This window comes from Nonomuraea sp. B19D2 (genome assembly GCF_040137845.1).
Classification (GTDB): Bacteria; Actinomycetota; Actinomycetes; order Streptosporangiales; family Streptosporangiaceae; genus Nonomuraea.
Genome location: NZ_JBEFAK010000005.1, coordinates 24,479 through 40,402, shown reverse-complemented (window position 1 = coordinate 40,402; position 15,924 = coordinate 24,479). Strand labels below are relative to the sequence as shown.

Genomic DNA, 15,924 nt, shown 5'->3' with positions numbered 1-15,924 from the left:
CGACTGTATGGCTGGATGCCCGGCTACGTGCGTCCACGAGCCTGCCCCCTGTCGTCGAACGAAGGACCTAGTTTACCTATGCCCGCTTGCCTGCGCCCTTTCGCCATGCTCACCGCCTCCGTGCTGACGGCTCTCGCCGTCGGTGCGCCCGCGGCGCACGCTGACGCCGACGCCGGCAGCACCACCCAGAAGGCCGTGCTCAAGGGCTCGACCACCGCGTCGTACTTCTGGGACGACTCCTCCGGCCGCGCCGGCGACACCGGCCTGCCCGCCGCCGGAAAGCCCATGCAGAAGGGCTTGGTCGCCAGCCCGAGCTGGCCGCTCATGACCGAGGGCTACGTGATCTACAAGGGCAAGAAGATGCCCTTCTTCGTCGGCGACCGCGGTCCCGGCAACCCCTCCAACCGCGGCGTCATGCTCGACCTGGACGCCAAGACGTTCGCCGAGCTGACCGGCGGCACGTTCAACCCCGACACCCTCGGCGTCGACGGCGTCGGCGGCGAGGGGCACATCAAGGTCGAGTACGTCGTCACCAAGTGGGGCGGCGGCGTCGGCAAGAAGAACTACCCGGTCGCCTTCTCCACCGGCGCCTGGGGCGAGAAAGACGCCAACCCCGTCACCAAGCAGATGTCGGTGAAGCTCCCCGCCAACTGAGCCCCCCTCCGCAAAGGGCGCCCCTGACCAGGGGCGCCCTTTGCGCGTGCCGGTACGGCCCTTGACTTCACCTCGCCGTCATCCGCATATGTCATGATCCACGGGTTCTCACGGATCTTGTGACAGGAGAAGGATGACTGGATTAGCGCGTCGCGCGCTGCGTGCCTCCCTCGCGGGCGTCCTGGCCGCCGCCGCGGCGATCTGGCCGGCGGGGGTTCCGGCGGAGGCGGCCGCGTCCGCCGCCGTCGCGGTGGACTTCACCAGGCCGGTCCGCACGCTGTCCGCCGCCGACTACGGCATCGGCATCACCGGGTACGGCGAGGGCTCGTACATCACGAACGATGCCAAGCATCGTGAGCGCCTGCGCGTGCTCAAGCCGGGCCGGATGCGGATCGAGCTGCACTACCAGGAGCCGGGCAACCATGCCGGCCCGATCGTCTGCGGCGGCTACAAATGCGACACCACCGTCTCGGGCGACGCCTGGATCGCGGCCATCCGCGATCTGGGCGCCGAGCCGGTCGTGATCCTCCAGGTGGACGGCCGCCAGAGCGCCGAGGTGAACCGCGACGACGCGGTCGCCCTCTACCGGCACTTCGCCGCCTCTGGCACGCCGGTGCGGCGGTTCATCCTCGGCAACGAGCTCAACTGCACCTGCACCCCGGAAAAGCCGGAAATGTCGGCATCTGAGTACAGCCGGCGGTTCAACCTGATCACCGACGCCCTCGACGCGCAGGACCCCGCGGTACGTGTCGGCGGCCCCGCCACGGCCTGGAACGACCTCCCCTACATCAGGACGTTCCTGGAGGGCTCGAAGGACCGCGTCGACTTCCTCGACTACCACGACTACGGCAACGGCTCCGACCCCGTCACCGACGAGGACCTCCTGGGCGCCGTCGTCCGGGGCTACGAGACGGACCTCAAGGAGGTGAGCGCCCTCGCCGAGTCCGTGCTCGGCCGCAAGATCGACATCCAGATCGGCGAGTTCAACTCCGACTACGACGACCCGGGCGGCCAGCGCACGCTGACCCACTTCAACACCCTGTGGGGCGCGGCGGCGCTCGGCCAGATCCTGCACGCCGGAGCCGCCGCCTACCAGTACGGAGACAAGAACGGGCAGCTCGGCCTGACCAGCACGAACGGCGAGGGCGGCATCCAGCGCAGCGAGCCGCTGCCGATCTATCACGGCATCGGCATGTTCACCGGCGAGGGCCTGTTCAGGCCGTTCGGCACGACCATGGTGCAGGCGACGGCCGACAGCGACCTCCTGCACGTGTTCGCCTCCGACGCGGCCAGGAACGTCGTGCTCGTCAACGTCGGCACCGAGCCGCTGGAGACCGCGCTCACGTTCACCGGCCTGACGGCGGGCACGGCCGCGATCTGGCAGAGCACCGCCGCCGCGTGGACCCCGCACCGCGCCGGCACGGTCACCGTCGCCGGCGGCAAGGGCACGCTCACGCTTCCTGCGGGCTCGGTCACGACCCTGGTCGTCGACCAGCAGGGTCTGTCGGCGACGTACTTCGACAACGCCGACCTGACCGCGCCCAAGCTCACCCGGATCGACCCCGGCGTGAACTTCGACTGGGGCGCGAACGCCCCCGACCCGGCCGTGTCCGCCGACACGTTCAGCGTGCGCTGGACCGGCAAGGTGATCGCGGACCGCGCGGAGACGTACACGTTCATCACCACGAGCGACGACGGCGTCCGGCTCTGGGTGGACGGCACGCTCGTCGTGGACAACTGGACCGACCACTCCAAGCGCGACGACAGCGGCCAGATCGCGCTGACCGCCGGAGCGCACGACATCAAGATGGAGTTCTACGACAGCGGCTACGACGCCATCGCCCAGCTCCACTGGTCCAGCCCCACGATCACGCGCCAGACCATCCCGGCGGAGAAGCTGCTCGCGAGCTGACCCGCCCCTCGGCCGCTGCGGCCGGGAATGTTCTTCCTGGCCGCAGCATGGGCCTTTTACCGGATAAACGCTGAAAAGAAGAGTTGCCCTATTAATCGGCCCGTGATCGGAAATTTATTTTCTTATGTTATGATGTCTGCATAAAGCTGAAAATTGCGTTTAGCATCGGCGTTCCCGGATTAACGAAAGGAACGGCCGCTCATGCATGAAGCGCAGCCCAGCCAGACCGCGGTCATCGCCGCCGCCGCCCGCGCGGCGCACCTCATCGTCGACCACGAGCCTTTCATCTTCCGCGACACCGTCGCCGCGACCCTGCTCGGCGAGCGCGCCGAGGAGCTGCTCGGCTACCACCGGATGCACGGCGACCACATCGTGCTGTCCGGCACGCGCGCCCAGGTCGCCGCCCGCAGCCATCACGCCGAGCGCCGCCTGGCCGAGCTCGCCCGCGACGGCCTCGAACAGTACGTGGTGCTGGGCGCCGGGCTCGACACCTTCGCCTACCGCTCGGACCCGGCCGGCCCGCGCGTCTTCGAGGTGGACCACCCCGCCACGCAGCAGTGGAAGCGCGAGCTGGCGGACGCGGCCGGCCTCGCCCGGCCGGACGGCCTGACCTTCGCGCCGGTGGACTTCGAGTCCGGCGACCTGATGGACGGGCTGCGCGCGGCGGGATTCGATCCGGGTAAGCGCACCCTGGTGAGCTGGCTCGGCGTGGCCATGTACCTCACGCCGGAGGCGATCGCCGCCACGTTCGCCGTCGTCGGGCACTTCGCCCCGGGCAGCGAGCTGATCATGGAGTACGCCCTCCCGCCCGGCCTGCGTGACGAGCGGGGCAGCGCCTACGCCGAGTTCGCCCTGCCCGCCGCCGCCGAGCGCGGCGAGCCCTGGCTGTCCTTCTTCGCCCCCGACGAGCTGTCGGCCCTGCTCAAGCAGCACGGGCTGGAGGCGGTCGAGCACGTACGGCAGGCCGACTGCGTCGATCCGGGGCTGTGGGAGCGCTCCGACACCCTGCAGCCGGCCGACCTGTGCCGCCTGGCCAGAGCCACCGTCACGGACGCCGGCTGACGCGGCGGCCCCATGGGCGGGGCCGCCGCGAGCCGCGTCAGGGTTCCCGGAAGTCGGCGGCGACCCCGACCAGCGAGATCAGCCCGGACGCGAACTCCATGGCCTCGGCGTGCCCCTCCGCGAACGGCGGCTGGAAGCCCACGCCCTCCCACGCCCGCGTCTCGGGGTTCCACAGGTCGGCGCCCACCTCGAAGTCCCACCCGTAGACGCCGTGGTCGTACCAGAGCTCGTCGGCGGAGTTCCCGGCGGCCGAGTAGAGCACGTCCGTGACCGGCCCCGTCTGCTGGGGCCAGGTGACGGTGCCGCGCTCGGCGGCGATGGCCTCCTCGATCGCGCGGGCCGAGTGCAGGAAGTACGCCTCCTGCTGGGCCGTGGGCCTGGGCAGGGTGACGCGGCCGGCGAGCTTGTAGGCGCCGGGCGGCCACATGAAGTAGCCGCCGTAGCTGTGCACGTTCATGGCGAACCGGATGTTGCGGTACGTCTGCGCCAGCCACATGACGTTGCGGCTCTCGGGCTCTGAGTGCTCGCCGGGCCCCGCGTACGTGCCGCTCTGGCAGTTGGCCGAGGCGCCGGCGTACCCGTCGGACAGCGAGCCGGCCGCGTAGTTGCGGTTGACGTCCACGCCCCAGGTGTTGCGCAGCGCCGGGTCGGACTGCTGCGGCGGGCAGTGGTTCGTCATGTTCTTCCGCTGGGCGTTGAAGTCGTAGAAGCTGTAGTTCGCGCCGTCCGGGTTGACTGTCGGCACGATGAAGACGTCCGTGCGCTCCAGCAGCCGGCGGGTGGCCTTGTCGCGGGCGTGGTTGCGCAGCAGCCGCTCGGCCGCCTCGACGACGACCAGGGGCGTCACCCACTCGCGGGCGTGCTCCTGGGCGTAGGCCAGCACGCCGGTGCGCGTGCCGTCGCGGTGCGCGCCGATGCGCAGGGCCAGCACCTGCGCGGGCGCCCGGGGGACGCCGGCCGGCGCGCGGAGGAAGTCGCTGAGCCGGGTGGGCGGTGCGGGCGCCATGACTCCGTCGCCCGGGTCCGCGCGGTAGGTCGTGGCCTTGACGCCGGTGCCCGCGGTGGCGTTGATCGCGGCGGCCACCTGGGCGGCGGTGTCGGCCGGCGCGCCCGAGCCGTCGGTGGCCAGGCTGACGGTGATGAGCTTGCCGTTCACGGTGACCTGCAGCGCCCTGCCGGGCGCGCCCGGGTCGACCAGCTCGACGGCCAGGTCGTTGCCGCCGTCCGAGCCGTAGGCGTCGGAGGTGACGACGACCGCGGCGGCGGGCGGCGTGCCGATCAGGGCCTGGGCGTGCCGCCGGTATCCGTTGGTCGGGTACGGCAGCGTGATCAGCTCGGTGAGCTTGGGGAAGCGCCGGTGCAGCGCCTTGATCCGCTCGTTGAGCTGCGCGGGCGGCATGTACTGGGTGACGAAGTCCTTCTGGTAGCCGGGTCCGGCCCGGTCCGGCCGCTGGCCGTCGGGCCACGCCCTGACCTTCGCCTCGGCCGTGCCGCCGGCCGCCGAGGTGACGGTGACCCACTGCGGCCGGCTTCTGGCCGGCACCGGGTCGCCGAACTGGTGGCCCAGGTACGCGCCCGCGTCCACGTACGCGACCATCGGGGCCCGGCCGGTCGAGCCGTTCTTGCCTTTCCACGTCACGGTGAGCGTGGCGGCCTCGCCGGCGCTGCTGGACGCCTCGACGGACAGGAAGTACTCGTCGCGGGACCTGAACCAGACCGCCCGCTCGACGACCAGCTGGTCCTTCTCCGTGGTGGCCGTCGCCTTGGGCGGGGGCGGCGTCTCCGGAGCCAGGGCCGCGCCGAGTGCCTGGTAGGCCGCGAGCTGGCTGGGCGTGACCACCGCGTCCACCTGGATGCTGCCGTCCGGCTGCGGCCGCATCCGCTCGGTGAGGTCGGCGCCCGCGGCCGCCAGCCGCTCCATCGCCGTGCGGTCCGGCACGGAGAGGGTGACCAGCGAGGCCGCCTCCGGATCGGCCGGCCCCTCGGCCGGCGCCGCGACGGACGGTGCCGAGAAGTTCGCGGCGGCGAACGTCGTGAGAACGATCAGCAAAGCGACAGCGGACGCCCGCAAGCCACGCATCGGCCCCTCCAGGGATCACCCGTATGGGGCTCAATTGAAAGCTGACTTGATCGAACGGGCAAGGACCGCCGCCCATCCGGCGGAAAGACGCCGGAGATGATTCAGCGGGCGTTCCACGGGCGGGCGCAGGCGTCGACGATCGAGGCCAGCTGCCGCAGGCGGGGCACGGAACGGGCACGCAGCTCGGCGGCCACATCGCCGGAGCCCACCACGTCGCTCCAGATGGCCCGCCCGGCGAGCATCCCGGAGGCGCCCGCGCGGCAGGCGGCGCGCACGGCGGCGGGGAAGTCGTCCCGCTCGACGCCCTGGGAGAGCACCACCCACGGCACCGGGATCACCTCGTCGAGCCGCGCGCACTCCTCGACCAGCCGCTCCTCGGGCGCGGCCCCGCCGAGCGGCACCTGCGCCTTGTAGAGGCTGGGCCGCAGCCCGGCCAGCTCCCGGGCGGCCTCGCGGATCGCGGCAGTCCCATCAAAGGCGCCGCCGGCGTGAGCCGGGGGCTTGGCCACGCCTTCCAGGACGGAGAGCAGGCCCGCGCCGGCGCAGCGCCGTACGAACTCGGCGGCGGTCTCCAGCCGCCGCCCGCGGTGTTCGTCGTCACGCCAGATCAGCAGCAGCTTGGCGGCCACGGCGCCGGCCCGGCGGGCGGCGGCCAGATCGACCCGCTCATCGATGGAGGTGTCCTCGACGGGACCGTCAGGGTCCTGCCGGAGGCGGTCCACGGCGACGATCAAGCCGCCGGGGACCAGGCCCTCGGCGGCCACCTGGCCGAACCCGTAGTCCTGGTCGATCAGGAAACCCGAGGCGTGCGGCCCGACCTCGCGCGCCACCGCCAGCTTGAACCTGGTCAAGGTCTCATCGCCCACGCGCTCGCCCGTCGCCGCCGCGAACATCTGCCTGAGGCTCTCGCGCTGGTCCATCGCCACCATGGCGAACCCACCGGAGGGGCGGGCCAGCAGGTCGAGCGCCGGCGCGGGGGTGGTCTGCGGACTGGTCATGAGTGCTCCGATCCGGTGGAGGCTGGTCATCTGGGCTCACGGGCCGAGGCCAGGAAGCGCTCGTACAGGGGGAGGTAGGCGGCGGCGAGGCCGGGGTCGTGCGGCGGAATGTCACGGGGGAGCAGGGGCACGTCGTTGAGCGAGCCGCCGGTCTGCCCGGCGATCAGCGCCGCACCGGCGCACACCGCGTCGCCGGACCGCACCACCTCGACGGGAACGGGTGCCACCGCCGCCTTGACCCGCATCCACAGCGGGATCCTGACCTGACCGCCGAGGACCACGAGGCGCTCGGGGGCGGTGCCCGCCACGGTGGTGAGCTCGTCGAGCATCCAGCGGGCATGCAGGCAGGTGCCCTCGATGGCGGCCGCCAGCAGGTCGCCCGGTGTGTGCCCGGGCCCGAGCCCCGACACCGTCACGCGGCGGTCGCGGTCGGGCGCGGGCGCGACCCGGCCCCGCAGGTACGGCTCCACGACGATCCCCGTCGGCAGCCGCACCCCGCCCAGCAGCTCCGGCAAGGCGTCATACCCGGCCCGGCCGGTGGTGGCAGGCTCGCCTTCCCGCCCATCAGGCGTCTGGGGAGCGTGTGTCCCATCGCGGGCGTCGCCTTCGGGCGCCAGCAGGCCGAGCAGCCAGTCGATCATGGCGCCGCTCGTGGGGAGCCCGCCGACCACCACGGTGCGGGCGCCGTCCAACGACGGGTCGGTCGTGATGCCGAGGGCCAGCGCGGTGCGCGGGTCCGGCCGGGAGTCCGACAGCACCATCACCGCCTCCGCCGTGCCGAGGGAGTCGGCCACGTCGCCGGGACGCCGCACCCCCGCCGCCCACGACCCCACCGCGTGGTCGTGCCCCGCGATCACCACGGGGACGCCGGCCGCCACCCCGCTCACCTGGGCCGTCAGCGGGCCGACCGGCTCCACCGCCCCGGCTGTGGGAGGCAGCTGCTCGACCCGCAGCCCCGCCAGCGCCAGCAGGTCCGGGTCGTAGGTCCTGGCCCCGGCGTCATAGGCCAGGGTGCGGGCGGCCAGCGTCTCGTGCGTCCGCAGCCGGCCCGTGAGCGCGTACGCGACGGCGTCGGGCGCGTGCGCCCACCACCGCATCGACCCCAGCACGTCCGGGGAGTGGGTCCGCAGCCACAGCCACTTGGCCAGCGGCGACTTGGGGTCGGCCCGGCGGCCGGTCAGCGCGTACAGAGCCTCGGCGTCCCGGCTCAGCCTGGCGGCCTCCCGCGTGGCGCGGGGGTCGTTCCACCACAGCAGCGGGGTGAGCGGCCGGCCGGAACCGTCCAGCGGGACGCCGGTCTCGGCCATGCCCGCGATCCCGATCGCGTCCGGCCCGCGCCCGGCCCGTCCTGCGCACTCGCCCAGCGCCCGGGACACGGCGGCGACGAGGGCGGGCAGCTCGCGCGGGGTGGCCTGGCGCACTGATGCGACGCAGGCGCCCCGCTCGTCGAAGAAGCCCGCCTTGACGTGAGTGGTGCCCACGTCGATCCCTGCCAGCAGCGCTCGCCGTGCCATCTTGTCACTATAAAAGGGACGCGGTCGAGCGCCTGGTGACCGACGCCGTGCCGGATGGGTTCGCGGGGAGATCACCTAGTCTGCTATTGTTTCCGCACTGCTCAAGCCTTCCGGCCTTCCGGCCCGGGAGGCTTTTTTCATGCCTATTGATCATTCCGTACCCGACCTCTCCGTGCGGCTCGCGACCGGCGCCGACTACGCCACGGTGGAACGCCTCTGGCTGATGTTCCGCCACGACATGTCGGAGTTCCAAGGAGGGCTGCCCCATCCCGACGGCACGTTCAGGAGCGAACGGCTCCACTCGGCCTTCCACGACCCCGGCTGGGCGCCGTACCTCATCACCAGCGGCGACCACCCCGTGGGGCTGGCGTTCGTCCGTGCCCTGGACGGTCCGGCGCGGGTGCTGAACAGCTTCTTCGTGGTCCGCGGCGCGCGCAGAGGCGGGATCGGGCTGCGAGCCGTCAAGGAGATCGTCGTCCGCCACCCGGGAAACTGGGAGATCGCCTTCCAGGACGCCAACGTGGGCGCCGTGGCCTTCTGGCGGCGCGTGGCCACGGAGATCGCCGGAGACGACTGGACCGAGGAGCGCAGGCCCGTGCCGAACCTGCCCAACGACCCGCCGGACGTGTGGATCTCCTTCAAGACCGCCGTCTGAGCGGAACGGCCCCGCCCGCGCGGGCGGGGCCGTTCCGGGGTCTACCGTGCCGGGGCGTAACCGGCGGGCCTGGTGGTGAACGTGCCGCGGCCCTGCGTACGGCTACGCAGCCGGGTCGCGTACCCGAACACCTCGGCCAGCGGGACCACGGCCGTGATCACCACCGTGCCGCCCCGGGCCGCCGAGCCCGAGATCCGGCCGTGCCGGGCCGCCAGGTCGCCCAGCACGCCGCCGGCCGTGTCGCCGGGCACGGTGACCGTGACCTCCACCACCGGCTCGAGCAGCTCCATCGCGCAGGCCCGCAGCGCCTCGCGCAGCGCGAGCCGCCCCGCCGTGCGGAACGCCAGGTCCGAGGAGTCCTTCGGATGAGTGGCCCCGTCGGTCAGCGTGACCCGCAGGCCGGTCACCGGGTGGCCGCCGAGCGGCCCGCCGGCCAGGGCGTCCCGGCAGCCGGCCTCGACTGCCCGCACGTACTCGCGCGGCACCCGGCCGCCGACCACGGTCGAGCCGAACTCGAAGCCTCCGCCGCCCGGCTCGCCGTCCAGCGGCGCCACGTCCAGCACGACGTGGGCGAACTGCCCCGCGCCGCCGTCCTGCTTGACGTGCCGGTACAGCAGCCCGGACACCCCGCGCACCACCGTCTCCCGCAGCGCCACCTGCGGGCGGCCCACGGCGACGGCCAGCCCGTGGTCGCGCCGGAGCTTCTCCGCCGCGATCTCCAGGTGCAGCTCGCCCATGCCGGACAGCAGCGTCTGCCCGGTCTCGGCGTCCGTGCGGACGGCCAGCGACGGATCCTCCTCGGCCAGCCGCGCCAGCGCCGGGGCCAGCCGGCCGGCGTCGATGCTCCGGCGGGCCTCGATCGCCACGGACACCACCGGCTCCGCCGCGCTCGGCGGTTCGAGCACGAGCGGCGCCTCGGGCGCGCACAGGGTGCTCCCGGTGCGGGCCGACTTCAGCCCGACCACCGCGACGATGTCACCGGCGACCGCCTGTTCCACCTCGGTGTGCCGGTCGGCCTGCACGCGCAGGATGCGGCTGACGCGTTCGGTGCGGCCCGTGCCGGTGTCCAGCACCGTGTCCCCCTTCCGCATCGTTCCCGAGTACACCCGCACGTACGTCAGCCGCCCGGTGGCGGTCGAGCTCACCTTGAACGCCAGCGCGGCCAGCGGCGCCCGCGGGTCCGCGGCCCGTTCCGCGCCGTCCCCGCCGCGCACCGCGGGCACGTCCAGCGGCGACGGCAGGTACGCCACCACGGCGTCGAGCAGCGGCTCGATCCCGCGGTCGCGGTACGCGGACCCGCACAGCACCACCAGGCCCTCGCCGCCACGGGTCAGGTCGCGCAGCGCGGCGGCCAGCGTCCGGTCCGAGATCGACGGCAGCGCGCAGAACTCCTCCAGCGCGTCCGCGTGCAACTCGGCCACCGACTCCTCCAGCAGCCTGCGCCGCCGCCGCGCCTCCGCCAGCAGGTCCTCGGGCACCGGTCCTTCCTGGCACGCGCCGCCCTCCCAGACGAGCGCGCGCATCCGGACCAGGTCGACGACTCCGGCGAACCGGTCCTCCTGCCCGATCGGCAGCTGGACCACCAGCGGGGCCTTGTGCAGCCGGCGGCGGATCGACTCGACCGCCGCGTCCAGGTCGGCGCCGGCCCGGTCCAGCTTGTTGACGAACGCGATGCGCGGCACGCCGTACCGGTCGGCCCGCCGCCACACGGACTCGCTCTGCGGCTCGACGCCCGCGACGGCGTCGAACACCGCGATCGCGCCGTCGAGCACCCGCAGCGAGCGCTCCACCTCGTCGGAGAAGTCGACGTGGCCGGGGGTGTCGATCAGGTTGACGCGGTGCCCGTCCCAGGCGCAGCTCACCGCGGCGGCGAAGATCGTGATGCCGCGGTCGCGCTCCTGGGAGTCGAAATCGGTGACGGTCGTGCCGTCGTGCACCTCGCCGCGCTTGTACGTGGCGCCGGCGAGGTACAGCATCCGCTCGGTGACGGTGGTCTTGCCGGCGTCGACGTGGGCGAGGATGCCGAGGTTGCGTACGACGGCCAGCGGGTTGGATTGATTCGAGAGGTGAGCACGCACAGCCCATGACCCTTTCGGGACGTTCCGGAAAAAAGGGGCAGCGCGATTTCCCCAGACGAGACGGCCCGGGATGGCGGGTCAGGTGTTCGTCAGGGCGTCGTCCAGCGGCGGGCGCGCAGCCGGCACCGGGGCGACGGAGACACCAGGATCACCTCGTAGCGCGACGGGGGGACGACGGCAGCGGTGCGGTGGCGCACGGCCGTTCTCCTCTCCCTCGTCGATGATCATTGGCGAGTGTAATGAAGGGGCGCGGGCGAAGAAAGCGATTTATTTCCGCTGTATGTGAGGTTCACCACGAGGTCGCCTGGCTGCCCCCGATGAGAGACTCAGCCGTCATTTCGGCATGTCGACATTGGCGCGAGACGTTTTCATGGAAGGACGCGCGCCCATGACGATCACTCTTGACACCGGGCGGTACACGGTCGGCATGGCCACCAGCGCCGCCGACGTGCAGGCCGCGCAGCGACTCCGGCACGAGGTCTTCGCCGGGGAGATGGGGGCGCGGCTCGACAGCCCGCTCTCCGGTCTCGACGTGGACAGGTTCGACGCCTACTGCGACCACCTCCTCGTACGCGACGGCCACGAAGTCGTCGGCACCTACCGGCTGCTTCCCCCGGGGCGTACCGACCGGCTCTACTCCGACGCCGAGTTCGACCTGGCCAACCTCGCGCCGATCAGGAACGGCCTGGTGGAGGCGGGCCGCACCTGCGTGCACCCCGATCACCGGGGCGGCGCGGTGGTCGCGCTGATGTGGGCGGGCATCGCCCGGTACATGCTCTCCGGCGGCCACCAGTGGCTGGCGGGCTGCTGCTCGGTGCCGCTCGACGACCGGGGCGCGCTGGCCGCCACGGTGGTGGAGCGGGTGCCGCTCGGGCCGGAGGAGTACCGGGTCACGCCGCGCACACCGTGGCGTCCCCAGAGCGCGGTCCCTTCCGACCGGTTCGTACCGCCGGCCCTCCTGCGCGGCTACCTGCGGCTGGGGTCGTGGGTGTGCGGGGCGCCCGCGCACGACCGCGACTTCGGCACCGCGGACTTCTTCGTCCTGCTCTCGATGGCCAACGTGAACACCCGCTACCTGCGGTACTTCCTCGGAGAGTCGCTGTGAGCGCTGTCGCGGCGAAGGCGCCGATTTCACCCGCGGCACCGATCTCACCCGCGCCGCCGATCTCACCCACGGCGCCGATCTCACCCACCGCGCCGGATCCGGCCAAGGCACCCGACCCGTGGCGCCCGCTCGGCCCTTGCACCGTGGACGCCTGCGTGGAGGCCGCGGTCGCCGTCGCCGGGCCTGCCCGCCTCGCGGCCCGGCTGGCCGCGGCGTTCGTGGTGCTGCTCGCCGGGGTGCCGATGTCCCTGGTGGGGCGGGTACGGGCGGTGTGGCGGACGGAGCTCACGATGGCCTGGGCGCGACTGCTCCTGCGGACGCTCGGCATCCGGCTCGAGTTCACGGAGTCGGGAAGTGATGCGGAGTCGAAAGCCTGTGCGGTGTCGGGGGCGGGCGCGGCGCCGGGCGGCGGGGCGCCGTCCGAGACGGGTTCTCTGGTCGTGGCGAACCACGTGTCCTGGCTGGACCCGCTCGTCCTCGCGGCCACGGTGCCGTCGCGGCTGCTCGCCAAGCGGGAGATCGGCGAGTGGCCCGTCATCCGCACGCTGGCCGCCGGCTCAGGCGTGCTGTTCATCGACAGGGAGCGGCTGTCCGCGCTGCCGTCGGCCGTCGCCGCGGTCGCCGACGCCCTCAGGGCGGGCGACACCGTGGTCGCCTTCCCTGAGGGCACCACCTGGTGCGGGCGGGGGATGGGGCGGTTCCGCCCGGCCGTGTTCCAGGCGGCCGTGGACGCGGGCGCCCCGGTCCGCCCGGCCGTGCTGCGCTACCGCGAAGGGGCGGCGACCTCGACCCGGGCCTGCTACGTCGGGGACGACTCGCTGCTCGCCTCCATCGTCCGGGTGGCCGCGACCCGGGACCTGGCCGTGGAGGTCACGCTCTTCGCCTCCGTGCGGCCCGCCACTGCCACGGGCATACGGCAGGAAGCCCGCGCGGCTCTGGCGAGGACCGCCGAGAGCCGGGTGCGCTCCAACATGCTCGAACCGCACCATCACGAGGAGGCGGCCGCCACCGAGGCGGGGTCTCCGTAATGCCGGGGCTGTCTAAGGCTCCTCGCACAGCCCCTCCTTGAGGGAGCGGACGGGGAATCCGAAGTCCTCGACGGCCTCCCCGGCCGAGACCTCGCGGCGCTGGCCGGCGAAGCCCGGCTCGGAATAGAAGCACCAGGGGCCGGAGGTCTGGTTCTGCGCGCTGAGGAAGGGCGGCTCGATCTCAGGCGTGTCCTCGAAGATCAGCCGTAGCGCACCCTGGCCGCCCGGCTCGGTGTACGCGCAGATCGCCATGATCCGCGGACACGGGAAGCCGGATTGGGCTGAGGCGGGGGATGTGGGCGCGGCCAGGTAGGCGACCGCCGTGGCGAGGGCCGCGGCGCCCAGGGCCGTCTTGCGGAGGGCAGTTCTCATGTTCACTCCTCGTGCTGTTGGGGGCCGCCGGCCGCTCGTCGCGCGGGTCCGGCGGGCAGACAGCTCACACCATATAGCGATGTGTAATCAACTGAATACGTAGAGTAAACATAGTCTGCCGTGTGCGTCAGGTCGGGGTGGCCCAGTGCACGTGACCGTCCGGGCGGATCAGGGCCGCGCGGACGTCCCGCCACTCCGCGGGCGCGTCGTCGCCGAGCGTCCCCTCGTACGTGGTCGCACCCAGGTCCCGGGCGTGGCCGGCGATCGCGGCGGGGATGCCCGCGCCCAGGTCGAGCAGCACGTGACGGGCCTCGTGCAGCAGCTCATAGACGGTACGGCCGTCGCGCAGCGGCAGGTCGGGGACGCGGGCGCCGGTGAGCGGGTGGGTGCCGGGGGCGGTCGCCGGGTAGGCGACGTCCAGCGCGGCCAGCCTGGCGGCGAGGTCCAGAGAGAGCTCGGGGTGCGCCGCGATCAGCTTGCCGAGCAGTGCCCGCAGCGCCTGCCCCTCGGGGGTGAACGCCGTGATCAGCGCCGTCTGTGCCTTGCTGCTCTCCAGCAGGGCCGCGCCCACGGGGTGGCGCTCGGCGTGGTAGCCGTCGAGCAGGCTCTCCGTGGCGCGTCCCTGGGCGACCGCGGCCAGTCGCCAGCCGAGGTTCATGGCGTCCTGGACGCCCACGTTGAGCCCGACGCCGCCCGTCGGGAAGTGCATGTGCGCGGCGTCGCCCGCGAGCAGGACCCGGCCCGCGCGATAGGCCGCGGCCTGCCGGGAGGCGTTGCCGAACCTGGAGAGCCAGACCGGGTCGCGCATGCCGAGGTCGCGCCCGATCACGCGCACCACATGGGCGCGCAGCTCGTCCAGGGTCAGCTCGCCGTCGGGCCGGCCGGGCACGACGCCGACGACGCGGTGGTAGCCGCCCGGCATCCCGACGACCATCAGGCCGCCGTTCCCGGTATGGGCGGACGTGCCGGGGCCGGGCGGCGGGTCGTCCAGGTGGACGTCGCCGAGGAATCCGTGCACCGTGGCGTCGGTGCCAGGGAAGCCGATGCCCGCGGCCCGGCGCACCGTGCTGCCCGCCCCGTCGCAGCCGGCGACGTAGCGGGCGCGGACCGCGTACGGGCCGTCGGGGCCTTCGACGCTCAGCTTGACGCCGTCGGAGTCCTGCGCGAGCCCGGTCACGGCGTGCCCGCGCAGCACCCGGGCGCCCAGCGCGACGGCGCTCTCCTCCAGCAGCTGCTCGGTGCGCGCCTGCGGGAAGAACAGCGTGTACGGGTGGCGGGTGGGCAGCGGCCGGAAGTCCAGCCGGGTCTCCAGCATCCCGAAGTGCCCGTTCGGGAGGGCGCTGCCCTCGTCCAGGAACGCCTTCTCCATCCCGCGCATGGCCAGCACCTCGATCGTCCGCGGGTGCAGCGTCAGCGCCTTGGAGTGCGGGCTCGGCCGCTCCAGCCGGTCGAGCACGAGGACGGCCACGCCGGCGCGGCGCAGCTCGGCCGCCAGCCACAGGCCGACCGGTCCGGCCCCGACCACGATCACATCTTCCATCGTCATCTCATTTCTTGGTCAGTGACCAACATTATGCACGAGATATTCTTGGTCACCAACCAAGAGATGGGGAGGGCTGGTCCCGATGGCGAACGCGCGGCGCCAGAGCGAGATCGTTTCGACGGCGCTCGAGCTGCTCGACGAAAAGGGTGCGGACGCGGTGAGCCTGCGCGCGGTGGCCGAGCGGATGGGCGTGCGGCTGAACACGGTCTCGTGGCATGTCAAGACCAAGGGGCGGCTGCTGGAGCTGATGGCCGACGCCATCGTCGGGCGCATGTCGCTGGAGGGCCTGCCGCCAGAGCCGGCCGACCGGTTCCGTGAGCTGGTACGCCGCTACCGGCGGGCGCTGCTGGCCGTCCGCGACGGCGCGAAGGTGGTGGCGGGGACGTACGCGGCTGAGGAGCACACGCTGCGCGCGGCGGAGGCGATCGTGGGCGCGCTGCTGGAGTGCGGGCGGGACGAGCGGGAGGCGGCGTGGACGGCGTGGACGGCCGTGTACTTCACGCTCGGTCTGACCCAGGAGGAGCAGGGCGCGCCGGCCTCGATCGGCGACGTGCTCTCCGGCGCCGTGGCACCGGACGCGCATCCGTCGCTGTCCCGCGCGCTCGGCCACCTCGCCGGGGGGACGTTCGAGGAACGCTTCGACTTCGGCCTGGACCTGATCATCCGCCCGCCGGACCGTGCGGGGGACGGGCCGGCGGAGGCGAGACGGAGACGATGATGACGGTGGCGGGGCCGCGTGCGAGGACCTGGCCGTGCACGACGTACACCCACTCCTCACCCGCGTGGACGGCGGTGCGCTCGGGCCGGTCGGCGGTCAGTTGCAGCCGCACCGCCTCGAGCGCGGAGCGGGGGCCGAGACCCGTCATCATCGCGTAGGGCCAGGTCACGTCCTGCTTCGACCTGGTGTCGTGGCTGCCCGGCGT

At 72.9% G+C, this 15,924-nt stretch carries 14 protein-coding genes; 7 read left to right on the top strand and 7 right to left on the bottom strand.

All coding sequences use genetic code 11. From position 1 onward, the window contains the following. Positions 1-105 precede the first annotated feature (105 nt). The 3 genes from ABN273_RS11400 (at position 106) to ABN273_RS11390 (ending at position 3,628) form a co-directional block, all read left to right on the top strand. A complete protein-coding gene (locus ABN273_RS11400) occupies positions 106-654 on the top strand; it encodes a hypothetical protein (protein ID WP_349448677.1) in 549 nt (182 codons plus the stop codon). A 133-nt stretch (positions 655-787) separates the two neighbouring features. Then, positions 788-2,566: a PA14 domain-containing protein gene (locus ABN273_RS11395; RefSeq protein ID WP_349448676.1), complete on the top strand. Its 1,779-nt coding sequence runs from the start codon at positions 788-790 to the stop codon at positions 2,564-2,566. Between the two features lie 201 nt (positions 2,567-2,767). Further along, positions 2,768-3,628, top strand: coding sequence for a class I SAM-dependent methyltransferase (locus tag ABN273_RS11390; RefSeq protein WP_349448675.1), 861 nt, complete (start codon positions 2,768-2,770; stop codon positions 3,626-3,628). Between the two features lie 37 nt (positions 3,629-3,665). Here ABN273_RS11390 and ABN273_RS11385 read toward each other — a convergent pair whose 3' ends face one another. The 3 genes from ABN273_RS11385 to ABN273_RS11375 form a co-directional block, all read right to left on the bottom strand. Further along, positions 3,666-5,678 carry a M14 family metallopeptidase gene (locus ABN273_RS11385; RefSeq protein ID WP_349448674.1) on the bottom strand — a complete coding sequence of 671 codons (2,013 nt, stop codon included), beginning with the start codon at positions 5,676-5,678 and terminating at the stop codon, positions 3,666-3,668. 131 nt (positions 5,679-5,809) lie between these two features. Further along, on the bottom strand, positions 5,810-6,706 hold the full coding sequence (locus ABN273_RS11380) for a hypothetical protein (RefSeq protein WP_349448673.1): 897 nt from the start codon (positions 6,704-6,706) through the stop codon (positions 5,810-5,812). A 26-nt stretch (positions 6,707-6,732) separates the two neighbouring features. Next, the gene (locus ABN273_RS11375) at positions 6,733-8,220 is read right to left on the bottom strand and encodes an FGGY-family carbohydrate kinase (protein WP_349448672.1); all 1,488 of its coding nucleotides are present in this window, start codon (positions 8,218-8,220) and stop codon (positions 6,733-6,735) included. A gap of 139 nt (positions 8,221-8,359) precedes the next feature. On the opposite strand from ABN273_RS11375, the gene ABN273_RS11370 reads away from it, so the two are divergent. Continuing rightward, a complete protein-coding gene (locus tag ABN273_RS11370) occupies positions 8,360-8,875 on the top strand; it encodes a GNAT family N-acetyltransferase (RefSeq protein ID WP_349448671.1) in 516 nt (171 codons plus the stop codon). A gap of 41 nt (positions 8,876-8,916) precedes the next feature. On the opposite strand, the gene fusA is transcribed toward ABN273_RS11370, so the two are convergent. Then, entirely contained in the window at positions 8,917-10,953 is a 2,037-nt protein-coding gene (gene fusA, locus ABN273_RS11365) for an elongation factor G (protein WP_349448670.1), read from the bottom strand. Between the two features lie 388 nt (positions 10,954-11,341). Here fusA and ABN273_RS11360 point away from each other — a divergent pair, with 388 nt between their 5' ends. Continuing rightward, on the top strand, positions 11,342-12,058 hold the full coding sequence (locus tag ABN273_RS11360) for a GNAT family N-acetyltransferase (protein ID WP_349448669.1): 717 nt from the start codon (positions 11,342-11,344) through the stop codon (positions 12,056-12,058). Continuing rightward, the gene (locus ABN273_RS11355; protein ID WP_349448668.1) at positions 12,055-13,086 is read left to right on the top strand and encodes a lysophospholipid acyltransferase family protein; all 1,032 of its coding nucleotides are present in this window, start codon (positions 12,055-12,057) and stop codon (positions 13,084-13,086) included. Before ABN273_RS11360 ends, ABN273_RS11355 begins: the two co-directional genes overlap by 4 nt. 12 nt (positions 13,087-13,098) lie before the next feature. Here the strand turns inward: ABN273_RS11355 and ABN273_RS11350 are convergent, their stop codons facing one another. Together ABN273_RS11350 and ABN273_RS11345 are read right to left on the bottom strand one after the other, a co-directional pair. Then, the gene (locus ABN273_RS11350) at positions 13,099-13,458 is read right to left on the bottom strand and encodes a beta/gamma crystallin family protein (RefSeq protein ID WP_349448666.1); all 360 of its coding nucleotides are present in this window, start codon (positions 13,456-13,458) and stop codon (positions 13,099-13,101) included. A gap of 127 nt (positions 13,459-13,585) precedes the next feature. Then, positions 13,586-14,998, bottom strand: a complete 1,413-nt coding sequence (locus ABN273_RS11345; protein ID WP_349448665.1) for an FAD-dependent monooxygenase — start codon at positions 14,996-14,998, stop codon at positions 13,586-13,588. 85 nt (positions 14,999-15,083) lie between these two features. On the opposite strand from ABN273_RS11345, the gene ABN273_RS11340 reads away from it, so the two are divergent. Beyond that, entirely contained in the window at positions 15,084-15,719 is a 636-nt protein-coding gene (locus tag ABN273_RS11340; RefSeq protein WP_349448664.1) for a TetR/AcrR family transcriptional regulator C-terminal domain-containing protein, read from the top strand. Here ABN273_RS11340 and ABN273_RS11335 read toward each other — a convergent pair. After that, positions 15,661-15,888, bottom strand: a complete 228-nt coding sequence (locus ABN273_RS11335; protein WP_349448663.1) for a hypothetical protein — start codon at positions 15,886-15,888, stop codon at positions 15,661-15,663. The genes ABN273_RS11340 and ABN273_RS11335 overlap by 59 nt on opposite strands. Positions 15,889-15,924: the final 36 nt, after the last annotated feature.